We start from the raw sequence: 12247 nt of genomic DNA, 5'->3' as shown, positions 1-12247 counted from the left end.
GCGGGTCTCCACCGGCTCAGAACGTGTAGGTCGCTTCCAGGGCGAAGCGGCGGCCGAACAACTGGTAGCCGCCGTCGTCCTGGTTAGCCAGGCGATTGCGCTTGTTGTCGCTGTACGCGCGCAGCGGCTCGTTGGTCAGGTTGCCGACCTGGAACTTGAAGCCCAGGTGGTCGCTGTAGCGCCATGCCAGGCTCAGGTCCACCGTGCCTTCGCTCTCCAGCCGCGCCAGCCGCGCCGCGTTCCAGCCGTACACCACGGTGTAGGGGCTGTGGTACTTGTAGCCGATCCGCGCTTCGAAGCTGCCGTTGTTGTACCAGAGGTCCAGCGTGCCGGTGTTGCGCGCCAGGCCGCTGAGCGGCAGCGGATTGTCCGCCGGCGAGAACTCGTGCAGGTTGGATTCCACGTACGAGTAGTTCGAGTAGATGCCGAAGTTCTCCAGGTGCGGGATGAAGAAGAACGGGGTCTGGAACGTCAGCTCGGCACCGTTGATGTAGCCGCCGCCGCCGTTGAACGGGCCGCTGATCAGGTAGTCGCGGCCGTCGATGGTCTCGTGCTGGGTCTTGTAGCCGATGCTCGAATCCACCCACTTGCGGTACAGCGCCAACGCGGCTAGTGCTTCCTTGTGGAAGTACCACTCGTAGGACAGGTCGAGCTGGGTGGCGCGGAACGGGTTGAGCTGCGGGTTGCCGCCGCTGCCGGTGAGCTGGCCGACGGTGGTGTTGGGGTCGTCGAGCGCGCGCCCGGTGCGCAGTTCGTCCAGCGGCGGCCGCGCCATCACCTTGGCTACCGAGACGCGCAGGATGCGCTCGGGATCGATCAGGAAGTTGACCGTGGCGCTGGGCAGCACGTCGGTGTAGGTCTTGCCGGCGCTGCTCGGCTGCAGCGCGCCGCCGACGGTGTCGTAGCCGTGGCTGTCGGTGTCGGTGTGGACCAGGCGCACGCCGGCGTTGCCGGTGACGTCCACGCCGAACCACTGCGAACTGAACACCGCCTTGGCGAAGGCCTCGCGCACGTTCTCCTCCACGTTCCAGTGGTCCAGGCGCTGCTCGACGGCCAGGCTGGGATCGAAGCCGCCGAAGCCGAGCCTGGCGATCGCGTCCAGGTCGCCGCCGGTCAGGGTCGGCACGTTCAGGTCCGGCATCGTCTCCGGGTAGATCAGATCCTGGTAGGCCGAGATCGGCTGGCTATAGCCGGACTGGAAGCTGGTGAAGTGGCGGTTCTGCTTCTCGCGGCGCGCGGCGCGTGCGCCGAACTCCAGCGCGGTGATCGGCGAATCCTCGATCGCACGGCTGGCGCTCAGCGCCAAGGCGGCGATGCGGTCGCGCAGTGCCTGCGGTTCGGTCTGGCCGCTGATCCCCCATTCCGGCGCGTCGGAACTGGTGCTGATGGTGGGGGTGACGCCGTGGCGGAAGTCGAACGACACCGTGTCCGGGTTGCTGCCGAAGCGCACCGCGCGCCAGTCGTTGTCGCGCTTGGCCTGCGAGAACGACAGGTCGCTGCCCAGCGTCCATACATCGCCGCGCCACTTGGCGTTGAGGCCGCCGGCCGCCAGCGTCTTGACCTCGTCGTAGTTGGCGATGACGTGGTCCACCTGCAGATTGGAATTGGCCAGGGTGCCGGCGACCACGTCGCCATCGACGATGGTGTAGGACGAGCCGGGCGTGGTGTACGGGTTGCTGGCGGAGTAGATGCTGTAGCCGAGGTTGTTGAACCAGTTCTGGCGCTGGTCCTCGTCGATGCGGATGCGCGAGTACAGGCCGTCGAGCTTGAGTTCCAGGTTGCCCGAGCGCCACTGCACGGTGCCCATGGCGCCGGTGCGGGTCTGCTCGGTCAGCTTGAGCTGGTCGGCCGCGCCCCACGGGGTGTAGTCGACCTTGCCGTCGCCATCGACGTCGCGCGCGTTGCTGGCGTCGGTGTAGCCCCAGGTGCCGATCGAGACGCCGGCGTTCTTCTGCTTCTGGTAGGTGGCGCCGAGCGCGACCGCCAGGTTGTCGTTGATGCGGTGGATCCAGCTCGCGCCCAGGCGCTGGCCCCACGGCGAATAGTCGCGCGCGTCCTTGGCCTCGTCGTAGTAGACCGGGCCGGCGGTGGCGACGAAGGTCGGGCCGGTGTGGTCGAGCGGGTTGATGGTGGAGATGTCCACGGTGGCGGCGATGCCGCCGGCGATCAGGTCTGCCGACGGGGTCTTGTAGACCTTGACGGTGGAGACGATCTCGGTGGGGAACACCTCCCAGCGCACCGCGCGGTTGGGTTCGGAGGAGGCGATCTCGCGGCCGTTGACCGTGCCCATGGTCATGCGCGGGCCGAGGCCGCGCACCGTGGCCAGGCTTTCGTTGCCGCGGTCGCGGGTGCCGTTGACGCCGGGCAGGCGCACCAGCGCCTCGGCCACGGTGACGTTGGGCATCTGCCCCATGTTGTCGGCGGAGATCACCTCGACCACGTGGTCGTCGAGCTGCTTGGCCTGCACCGCCTGTTCCAGGCTGGCGCGCTGGCCGACCACCATCACGTTGTCCAGGGTGACCGGTTGCTGGCCGTTCTTGGCCTCGGGCGTGGCAGGGGGCGTGGCCGTGGCCGCCGGATCGGCGGTGGCGCTCTGCGCATGCGCGGCGAAGCTGCCGGACAGGGCCAGGACGATGGCCGCGCCCAGCAGGGTGCGGGCGGCAGGGCGATGCGCACGCCCGCCGACCAGGCGACGGGACTGTTCCAAAGGCATTTTTGTTCCCTCCCAGGACAAAAAGTGACCGAGCAAATTGGCGTGGGCCGGAACAGTCCGGCCCTGGGAACAGCGGCGGGGCGCCAACCATGTCTGCAGGCTGTCCCGATCGTTGTCCTCGATGACGTATCTGGCGGCGCGGTCGGGCGTGCGTGGCATGTCCGGCGGCGGCGCCGTGGACATCCCCCTTCCGCTGTCTTGGCGCGCGAGAGACCGGGAGCGAGGATAGAAGCGCCAGGCATTCCATTCCAATGAAGCATTTGCCGAGGGCTATCTTGTTTTGGAATGGATGTCGCGCGCGGCGCCGCGTTGCCGGCCCGCCCGGCGTTCAGGCCGCCGCGGATGGGGCCTGCAAGCCGAGCAGGGCGGCCGCCGCCGCGCCCAGGCTGCGTTCGCGGTGGCGCAGCGCATGGAAGCTGCGTTCGCCCAGCGTTACGGCAAGGCGCTGCAGGCGGCCGCTCTCCAGCCACGGCGCCGCGGCCAGCTGCGAGATCGCCGCCAGGCTGGGCCCGGCCTGCACCGCCGACAGCACCGCTTCGTTGGAGGGCAGGGACAGGGCCACGCGCAGGCGCTCGGGGGCGATGCCGGCGGCGCGCAACGCCGCCTCGAACGCCGAGCGCGTGCCCGAGCCGGGCTCGCGCATGATCCAGGTGCTGTCGGCGACCAGCCGCGCCAGTCCGGGGCGGCGGCGCCCGGCCAGCGGGTGGCCCGGTGCGGCCACCACGCTCAGCCGGTCGTGGTCCAGCGGCGAACTCAGTAGCTCCGCGGCCTGCACCCGGCCCTCGACGAAGCCCAGTTCGGCGCGTCCCTCGCGCACCGCGCGCGCCACGCTGTCGGTGTTGCCCACGCTCAGACGGATCTCGATCTGCGGATAGCGCGCATGGAACGCCATCAGCCGGGTCGGCAACCAGTAGCTGGCCACGGTCTGGCTGGCATGCAGGTCGAGGGTGCCGCGCAGCACGCCGCGCCATTCGCTCAGCGCCAGTTCGGCGGCGCGGCTGCGTGCCAGGATCGCCTTGGCATCCTCGCAGAACGCCGCGCCGGCCGCGGTCAGCGCCAGGCCGCGGCCGACCCGGTCGAACAGCGCCACCCCGTACTGGCGTTCCAGTGCCTTGATCGCGGCGCTGGCGGCCGAGGGCGTGCGGTGCGCGGCCTGCGCGCCCAGGGTCAGGTGCTGGCGCTCGGCCACCGCCACGAACAGTGCGAGTTGTTCCAGCGTCATGTGAGAACCATTCGGATAAGACGAATGAAGTGTGCGAAATTATGCGATGGATCGAAACGGTTCGCGGGCGCACCCTGCCGCCACTTCGATCCGGATCGCTCCCATGCGTACGCAGTTGCAGAGACCGTCGGCCTTGCTGCCCGGGCTGGCCCTGGCCCTCGGGGTGGCGGCGTTGGCCTGGCTGGCCGAACGCGCGCAACTGCAGTGGCTGGGCCGGCGCTGGATCGACGCGCTGGTGTTCGCGATCGTGCTCGGCACCCTGCTGCGCACGGCCTGGCGGCTGCCGCCGTCCACCCACGCGGGCATCGCCTTCGCCGCCAAGCTGCCGCTGGAACTGGCGATCGTGCTGCTCGGCGCCTCGGTCGGCCTCGGCGCCATCTGCGCGGCAGGGGGCGTGTTGCTGGGCGCCATCGCCGTGGTGGTGCTGCTGGCGATCGCGCTCGGCTACGGCATCGGCCGCGCGCTGGGGCTGCCGTCGCGGCTGGCCACCCTGGTCGCCTGCGGCAACGCGATCTGCGGCAATTCGGCGATCGTCGCCGCGGCGCCGGTGATCGAGGCCGACTCCGACGACGTCGCCGCCTCGATCGCGTTCACCGCCGCGCTGGGCGTGCTGGTGGTGTTGCTGCTGCCGTTGGCGGTGCCCGTGCTGGGCCTGGACCAGCGCCACTACGGCATCCTCGCCGGCATGACCGTGTACGCCGTGCCGCAGGTGCTGGCGGCGACCGTGCCGGTGGGCGCGGTGAGCGCGCAGGTGGGCGCACTGGTCAAGTTGATGCGGGTGCTGATGCTGGGGCCGGTGATGCTGCTGCTGGGCCTGCTCCGCGGCGGCTCGCCGGCGCCGCGGCGCCCGGCGCACACGCTGGTGCCGTGGTTCGTGTTCGGCTTCGTCGGCATGATGGGCCTGCGTGCGCTGGGTGCGCTGCCGGCGCCGGCCATCGAGGCGGCGCAGGCGCTGTCGCTGCTGTTCACCCTGGTGGCGATGGCCGCGCTGGGCCTGTCGGTGAACCTGCGCACGGTGCTCGCATCCGGTGGCCGCGTGCTGGCCGCCGGGACGCTGTCGCTGCTGGCGCTGGCCAGCCTCAGCGTGCTGCTGCTGCGCTGGTTGCCGTAGGCGCGGGCGCTGCCGTGCACGCCTGCGATCAGGCGAGTGGGCATTTCGCATCGCCTGCACCCGCGTTCGATCATGCGCTCACCAAGCGCCGTGGAGCATGGCGACACCTGTCATGCAGAGGGCGGTGCAGCAGTGCCGGGACCCGCACGGCAACGGTGCGTTCGCGGTGATGTTTCCCGCGCGCTGTCCTCGGTGGAATCGGGTTCGCTCCTGGCGAGCGTCGGCGCGAGCGTGCATCCCTGCATCCGCTCGGTGCGCCTTCCGCGCCCATGGGCGACAGGTCGCCTGCAATGGCGCGCCGTGCCGCCGACGCACGGTGTAATAGTCTCCGCGCTGGCGGCGGCCTAAGGTAGCGGCCATCTTCCTCCGCATCGCCGCCCGGTTGCCCCATGGGACACGATCACAGCCACGCCCCTACCGAGATCCGTCACGAGCAACCCCTGTGGTGGGCGCTCGGCCTCACCGCGCTGTTCCTGGTGGTGGAGGTGGCCGGCGCGTTCGTGACCAACAGCCTGGCGCTGTTGTCGGACGCCGCGCACATGGCCACCGACACGCTGGCGCTGATGATCGCGCTGATCGCGGTGCGGCTGAGCCGGCGCCCGCCCGACGCCAAGCGCAGCTACGGCTACGCCCGGCTGGAAGCGCTGGGCGCGCTGGTCAACGGCGCGCTGCTGTTCGTGGTCGCCGGCTACATTCTGTGGGAGGCGGTGCAGCGTTTCCGCCAGCCGCAGGAGATCGCCACCGTCGGCATGCTCGGCATCGCCGCGTTCGGCCTGCTGATCAATCTGATCTCGATGCGCCTGCTCAAGGCCGGCAGCGGCGAGAGCCTCAACATGAAGGGCGCCTACCTGGAAGTATGGAGCGACATGCTGGGCTCGGTCGCGGTGATCGTCGGCGCACTGGCGATCCGCCTCACCGGTTGGAAGCTGATCGATCCGATCCTGGCGGTGCTGATCGGCCTGTGGGTGCTGCCGCGGACCTGGGTGCTGCTGCGCGAGGCGGTCAACGTGCTGCTGGAAGGCGTGCCCAAGGGCGTGGACCTGGATGCGGTGCGGGGGTATCTGCAGGCGGCGCCCGGCGTGGCCAGCGTGCACGACCTGCACGTGTGGGCGCTGGCCTCCAGCACCCCGGCGCTGACCGCGCACGTGGTGGTGGTCGACGGCGGCGACGCCGACGCGCTGCGCGCGGTGCTGTGCGACGGGCTGCATGGGCGCTTCGGCATCGACCACATCACCCTGCAGATGGAAGCCGGCCATTGCGGCGCCACGCCGTGCGGCACGCCGGCTGCGGCGGGCGAGGGCGGTGGTCACGATCATCATGGCGAGCATGGCCACGACGCGCACCACGGGCACGATCACGGCCATCCCCCGCATCGGCATGGCCATGCGCATGGGCATTCGCATCCGTAAGCCGTACCGCCGCGGGATGATGCCCGTGCGGGCACGGCGCCCTGTTCGGGAGTGGCTGCCAGGGTTTGGCGGGAATGCTGGTCGCGGTTGATACCGCTGCTACAAGATCTTCTGGTCTGTACGCCTGGCGGGTTGCCAGGTCAGGTGCATGCGTGGGTGGCGTAGGAGCGGCTTCAGCCGCGACGGGCGTCCCCTGGAACGCCTGTCGCGGCTGAAGCCGCTCCTACGGGACGCCGGTGCGACGCTCAGACCACCGGTTCGCGCAATGCCGGCGCATCCCAGCCCGGGCGCGGCGCGAAGCGCTCGCCGTAGCGCGCCTGCAGGGCGCGCAGGCGCGCCAGCAGCACGTCGGCGCCGGCGGCACGGATGTGCTGGATCGGGCCGCCGCGGAACGGGGCGAAGCCGGTGCCGAAGATCACGCCGGCATCGAGCAGGTCGGCATCGGCGACCACGCCTTCGTGCAGGCAGGCCACCGCCTCGTTGAGCAGCGGCAGGATCAGGCGGTCTTCCAGGTCGTCCGGGGCGTGGTAGTCCTTCGGCAGCTCCGGCTTCTTGGCGCGGCCGTTCTCCCAGGCGTACAGGCCCTGGCCGTCCTTCTTGCCGCGCTTGCCCGGCTCCACCGTCTGCAGCGCCGCGGGGATCGGCAGGCCCAGGAACGGCGCCAACTCGGCGCCGACGCCGGCGGCCACGTCCAGGCCCACCGTGTCGATCAGTTCGATCGGGCCCATCGGCATGCCGAACTTGACCGCGGCCTTGTCGATCGCCGGGCCGGGAATGCCTTCGGCATAGGCGGTCGCCGCTTCCAGCATGTACGGGAACAGCACGCGGTTGACCAGGAAGCCGGGCGTGCCGGCGACCGGTACCGGCAGCTTGTCGATCGCCTTGCAGAAGGCGGCCAGGCGCTTCTGGTTCTCCGGCGCCAGGCCGTCGTGGCAGACGATTTCCACCAGCGGCATCTGCGCCACCGGGTTGAAGTAGTGCAGGCCGCCGAACTGCGCCGGGCGCTGGATGTGCTCGCGCAGCTCGGTCAGCGGGATCGAGGAGGTGTTGGTGCTGAGCAGCGCGGTCGGCTGCATGCGCGGCTCCAGCGCCTGGTACAGCTCGCGCTTGGCCTGCGGGTTCTCGATGATCGCCTCGATCACCAGGTCGGCGGTCGGCACGCCGTCGCCGGCCAGGTCGCCCTTCAGCCGCGCCGCCACCGCCGGGCGCTTGCTGTCGTCCTTGACCCGCTTGGCGAACAGCTCGCCGGCGCGGCTCAGCGCACCGTCGATGAAGCGCTGCTCGCGATCCTGCAGGGTCACCTCGAAGCCCTTGTAGGCCGACCAGGCGGCGATGTCGCCGCCCATCACCCCGGCGCCGACCACGTGCACGTGGCGGATGCCGTGGTCCTTGCCGCCCAGCGCCTTGAGCCGCTCGGTGAGGAAGAAGATGCGGATCAGGTTGCGCGCGGTCGGCGTGCTGGCCAGCTTGACCACCGCCTTGCGCTCGGCGTCCAGGCGCGCCTGGATGCCGCTGCCGCCGCTGCGCTCCCATACCCCGATCAGGGCGTAGGGCGCCGGGTAGTGCTCCTTGCGCGCCTTGCGCGCCACCTGCTTGCGCATCTGCGGCGCCAGCAGCTTGCGCGCCGGCCAGGTATTGGTGGCCCAGGCGGTGGCGCGCTGCTTGAAGGGGCGGGCGCTGCCGGACAGCGCCAACGCCACCGCGGTATCGGTGAGCACGGCCGGGGCGGCGACCTTGTCGACCAGCCCAATCGCGCGTGCCGCCGACGCCGACACGGTGCGGCCGGTGAGCATCAGGTCCATCGCCGCCGGCGCGCCGATCAGCCGCGGCAGGCGCGCGCTGCCGCCCCAGCCGGGGAAGATGCCGAGCTTGGTCTCGGGCAGGCCGATGCGGGTGGCCGCATCGCTGGAGGCGACGCGGTAGCGGCAGGCCAGGGCGATCTCGGTGCCGCCGCCCATGCAGAAGCCGTGGATCGCCGCGACCGTAGGGCAGGGCAACTCGGCCAGTTTCTGGAAGGTGGCCTGGCCGCGGCGGATGGCGTCGTTGACGGTGCCGCGGCGGTCGAACTCCTGGAACTCCTTGAGGTCGGCGCCGGCGATGAAGCCGTTGTCCTTGGCCGAGCGGATCACCACGCCCTTGGGCGGATCGATGGCGATGCGCTCGAGCAGGTCGCCCAGCTCCAGCAGCACGTCCTGCGACAGCGCGTTGACGGGCGCGTCCTGACGGTCGAGGCTGAGCACGACGACGCCGTCGCCGCGGAAGTCCGCTTGCCAGTGACTGAATCGGAGCCCGTCGAAGCCTGAAAGCATGGGGAGGACCATCCGCTTGTGTATGGAGAAGATCGTTATCATCCAGAGGTTGTTTCCGTCGCGTCAAATCCCAATGCAGGGAATTGAGGCGGGTCCCGTGACCGCTGGCCTTGCGCCAGCCTAACGGAACGCCGGTTAACGTCGTGGGGCGGCGATCCGCTGAGGGACGCTGAACTTTTTTCCGAATTGGCGGTCAGAGGGTCCGACGTAGGTTGGGCTGACAGGAGTGCGGCCCGCTATGGCCGATGTCGAAACACCTCAGGAGCTGGACCTGGAACTGGTCCGGCGTGTGCAGCGCGGCGAGAGCGCGGCGTTCGATGTGCTGGTGCGCAAGTACCAGCATCGGATCGTCGGCTTGATCGGGCGCTACATCGCCGACTGGAGCGAATGTCAGGACGTGGCCCAGGACACCTTTATCCGCGCCTACCGCGCGATAGGGAGTTTCCGCGGCGACGCCCAGTTCTCCACATGGTTGCACCGGATCGCCGTGAATACCGCCAAGAATTACCTGGTCGCGCACAACCGCAGGCCGCCCACCGACGACGTCGACGTGCTCGATGCCGAGCAGTTCGACAGCGGCACCCGGCTGCGCGACACCGATACGCCCGAGCGCGAGCTGATGCGCCAGGAGCTGGAACGCACGGTGATGAAGGCGGTCGACGCCTTGCCGGAGGAATTGCGCACCGCCATCACCCTGCGCGAGGTGGAGGGCATGAGCTACGAGGACATCGCGCAGAAGATGGGCTGCCCGATCGGCACCGTGCGGTCGCGGATCTTCCGCGCCCGCGAGGCCATCGACGCCGAACTCCGTCCCCTGCTGGATACCGACAGCGCCACCCGTGAGCGACACCGCGTATGACCGATAGCACGCCCTTTCCCAAGCCCGCGCCGGCCCCCGGCAGCGTAGCGCCGGACAAGTTCGAGCTGCACTACCGGCAGCAACTGTCCGCCTTGATCGACGGCGAACTGCCGGCCGACGAAGCGCGTTTCGTGCTGCGCCGGCTGCAACACGACGAGGAACTGTCCGGCTGCCACGAGCGCTGGCAGCTGTGCGGCGACATCCTGCGCGGCCGCGTCAGCGTGCCGGCGCCCACCGATTTCAGTGCGCGCGTGCGCCAGGCGGTAGCCGCCGAAGCGCAGCACGCCGCGCGTGCCGAGGCTACCAGCGCGGCCGGCAAGCGCCGGACCTGGCGTTGGGGCGGCAGTGCGGCCCTGGCCGCCTCGGTCGCCTTGCTGGCCCTGTTCGTGACCCAGCGCCTGCCGCAGACCCCCGAGGCGCTGCCGCCGGCACAGGTCGCCGATGCCACCACGCCGACCCCGACGCCCGCTGCCGCCACGCCGCAGGGCCAGACGCCTGCACCGGCACCGGCCGATCCGCAGGGCGACCTCGCGGCGGCCGTCGCTGCGGCGCCGGCGGTGGCGATCGCCGCCAGCCGTCGCCAGGAAGCGGCGGCGCGCCGCGAGGCCGCGCGCAGCGAGCAAGCCGCGCGGCCCCGCAGCGCGCCGTCCGAGCGCGCCTACGCCGCGGCGGCACCGGCCAGGCCGCAAGCCCTGGCGCCGGCGCAGGCTCCGTTCGTGGCGCCGGTCGCCGCGCCGACGCTGGTCGCGCAACGCGCCAGCGATCCGTTCGGACATCCGGCAACGCCGTTGCAGGCCCGGCCGTGGCCGCGCTCGACGCTGCCGGCGGCCGCCGCCGACAGCGCATTCACCGCCAGCTTCCCGTACAGCGGCGCGGACCCGGCGGCGTTCTATCCGTTCGAACCCCGGCTGCCTGCCGACGCCGCGGCCAACCCGCCGCCGCAACAGCAGCCTTGACCCCACGCGCCGGCCGGAGGCGGTGCTTCTCCTCCGGCGCGTGGTCCCCGTTGCTTCGTCCCCTCGTTGTTCCCCTTCCCGAACCGGAGGCTCGCGTCCGATGACTCACCGTATCCGCCACCATTTGCTGGGCCTGCTGGCGCTGACCGTGCCGCTGGTCGCCTGTGCGCAGCAGCCCAGCCCCAGCGCCGCCAGCGCCACGCCGCCGGCCGCGCAGTCCGCGCCGGCGCCGCAGCTGGTCGGCAACCTTCCCGATTTCACCCGGCTGGTCGAGCAGGTCGGCCCGGGCGTGGTCAACGTCGAGACCACCATCAGCCGTCGCGCCGCGGCCGCGCGCTCCGGCGGCGGCATGCCCGACGACGACCAGATCCCCGAGTTCTTCCGGCGCTTCTTCGGCCCGGACGGCATGCCGGGCATGCCCGGGCAGCCGCGCGGCGGCCGCGGGCCGGACGACGACGATGGCGCGCCGGCCGGTCGCTCGATGGGCTCGGGCTTCATCATCTCGCCCGACGGCTACGTGCTGACCAACCACCACGTGGTCGACGGCGCCAGCGAGGTCAAGGTCAAGCTCACCGACCGCCGCGAATTCACCGCCAAGGTGGTCGGCAGCGACCAGCAGTACGACGTGGCGCTGCTGAAGATCGACGGCAAGAACCTGCCGACGGTGCGCATCGGCGACTCCAACCTGCTCAAGCCCGGCCAGTGGGTGGTGGCGATCGGCTCGCCGTTCGGCCTGGACCACTCGGTCACCGCCGGCATCGTCAGCGCCACCGGTCGCAGCAATCCCTACGCCGACCAGCGCTACGTGCCGTTCATCCAGACCGACGTGGCGATCAACCAGGGCAACTCCGGCGGCCCGCTGCTCAACACCCGCGGCGAGGTGGTCGGCATCAACTCGCAGATCTTCTCCGCCTCCGGCGGCTACATGGGCATCAGCTTCGCGATCCCGATCGACCTGGCGATGAGCGCGGTCGAACAGATCAAGAAGACCGGCAAGGTCACCCGCGCCCAGCTCGGGGTCATGGTCGGCGCCATCGATTCGCTGAAGGCGCAGGGCCTGGGCCTGCCGGATACCCGCGGCGCCCTGGTCAACCAGTTGGTCCAGGGCAGCCCGGCGGCCAAGGCCGGGCTGGAAGTGGGCGATGTGATCCGCACGGTCAACGGCACCGAGATCGGCGCCTCCAGCGACCTGCCGCCGATGATCGGCGCGATGCAGCCTGGCACCAAGGTGCGCCTGGGCATCCTGCGCGACGGCAAGCCGCGCGAGCTGACCGTGCAACTGACCGCGCTGGCCGACGACACCCAGGCCAGTGCCGGCCCGGTGGTCGGCGACAACGCCGCCCCGGCCACCGGCGCCAACGCCCTGCTCGGCATCGAGGTGGCCGACCTGGATGCCGCCACCCGCCAGCAACTGGGCGTGGAGCCGGGCAAGGGCGTGCGCATCACCGCGGTGACCGGGCGCGCGGCGCGCGAGGCGCAGCTGGTGCCGGGCATGGTGATCCTGCAGGTCGGGCGCACCCCGGTCGGCAGCGTGGCCGCGCTGAACCAGCAACTGGGCGCCTACAAGAAGGGCGACGTGGTGATGCTGCTGATCCGCGTCCGCGACGCCACCAGCTTCGTCGCGGTGCGCGCCGGCGGCTGATCCGTGCGCCCGGCCGTGGCCGGGCG

At 70.9% G+C, this 12247-nt stretch carries 8 protein-coding genes; 5 read left to right on the top strand and 3 right to left on the bottom strand.

All coding sequences use genetic code 11. From position 1 onward, the window contains the following. Positions 1 to 16: 16 nt before the first annotated feature. Together AC1PME_RS14670 and AC1PME_RS14665 are read right to left on the bottom strand one after the other, a co-directional pair. The gene (locus AC1PME_RS14670; RefSeq protein ID WP_481096252.1) at positions 17 to 2713 is read right to left on the bottom strand and encodes a TonB-dependent receptor; all 2697 of its coding nucleotides are present in this window, start codon (positions 2711 to 2713) and stop codon (positions 17 to 19) included. Between the two features lie 328 nt (positions 2714 to 3041). Then, the gene (locus AC1PME_RS14665) at positions 3042 to 3935 is read right to left on the bottom strand and encodes a LysR family transcriptional regulator (RefSeq protein WP_481096251.1); all 894 of its coding nucleotides are present in this window, start codon (positions 3933 to 3935) and stop codon (positions 3042 to 3044) included. 103 nt (positions 3936 to 4038) lie between these two features. On the opposite strand from AC1PME_RS14665, the gene AC1PME_RS14660 reads away from it, so the two are divergent. Continuing rightward, positions 4039 to 5046 (top strand): YeiH family protein, encoded by a 1008-nt coding sequence (locus AC1PME_RS14660; protein ID WP_481096250.1) that lies wholly within the window; start codon positions 4039 to 4041, stop codon positions 5044 to 5046. A gap of 389 nt (positions 5047 to 5435) precedes the next feature. Continuing rightward, positions 5436 to 6455, top strand: coding sequence for a cation diffusion facilitator family transporter (locus tag AC1PME_RS14655; protein ID WP_481096249.1), 1020 nt, complete (start codon positions 5436 to 5438; stop codon positions 6453 to 6455). Between the two features lie 245 nt (positions 6456 to 6700). Here AC1PME_RS14655 and AC1PME_RS14650 read toward each other — a convergent pair whose 3' ends face one another. After that, positions 6701 to 8764 (bottom strand): 3-hydroxyacyl-CoA dehydrogenase NAD-binding domain-containing protein, encoded by a 2064-nt coding sequence (locus AC1PME_RS14650; protein WP_481096248.1) that lies wholly within the window; start codon positions 8762 to 8764, stop codon positions 6701 to 6703. 238 nt (positions 8765 to 9002) lie between these two features. On the opposite strand from AC1PME_RS14650, the gene rpoE reads away from it, so the two are divergent. From rpoE to AC1PME_RS14635, 3 genes are all read left to right on the top strand, one after another. Then, entirely contained in the window at positions 9003 to 9623 is a 621-nt protein-coding gene (gene rpoE / locus AC1PME_RS14645; protein WP_010340494.1) for an RNA polymerase sigma factor RpoE, read from the top strand. After that, positions 9620 to 10579: a sigma-E factor negative regulatory protein gene (locus AC1PME_RS14640; protein WP_481096247.1), complete on the top strand. Its 960-nt coding sequence runs from the start codon at positions 9620 to 9622 to the stop codon at positions 10577 to 10579. Before rpoE ends, AC1PME_RS14640 begins: the two co-directional genes overlap by 4 nt. Before the next feature lie 100 nt (positions 10580 to 10679). Then, positions 10680 to 12221: a DegQ family serine endoprotease gene (locus AC1PME_RS14635; protein ID WP_481096246.1), complete on the top strand. Its 1542-nt coding sequence runs from the start codon at positions 10680 to 10682 to the stop codon at positions 12219 to 12221. Positions 12222 to 12247 lie beyond the last annotated feature (26 nt).

Source organism: Xanthomonas sp. NCPPB 901 (assembly GCF_056725085.1).
This window is presented reverse-complemented; position numbering and strand designations above follow the sequence as displayed.

Excerpts from the sequence above, each read along its gene's own strand:
- AC1PME_RS14655 (WP_481096249.1), top strand. The coding sequence starts at position 5,436 with ATGGGACACGATCACAGCCACGCCCCTACCGAGATCCGTCACGAGCAA.
- rpoE (WP_010340494.1), top strand. The coding sequence starts at position 9,003 with ATGGCCGATGTCGAAACACCTCAGGAGCTGGACCTGGAACTGGTCCGG.
- AC1PME_RS14660 (WP_481096250.1), top strand. The coding sequence starts at position 4,039 with ATGCGTACGCAGTTGCAGAGACCGTCGGCCTTGCTGCCCGGGCTGGCC.
- AC1PME_RS14640 (WP_481096247.1), top strand. The coding sequence starts at position 9,620 with ATGACCGATAGCACGCCCTTTCCCAAGCCCGCGCCGGCCCCCGGCAGC.
- AC1PME_RS14665 (WP_481096251.1), bottom strand. The coding sequence starts at position 3,935 with ATGACGCTGGAACAACTCGCACTGTTCGTGGCGGTGGCCGAGCGCCAG.
- AC1PME_RS14670 (WP_481096252.1), bottom strand. The coding sequence starts at position 2,713 with ATGCCTTTGGAACAGTCCCGTCGCCTGGTCGGCGGGCGTGCGCATCGC.
- AC1PME_RS14650 (WP_481096248.1), bottom strand. The coding sequence starts at position 8,764 with ATGCTTTCAGGCTTCGACGGGCTCCGATTCAGTCACTGGCAAGCGGAC.
- AC1PME_RS14635 (WP_481096246.1), top strand. The coding sequence starts at position 10,680 with ATGACTCACCGTATCCGCCACCATTTGCTGGGCCTGCTGGCGCTGACC.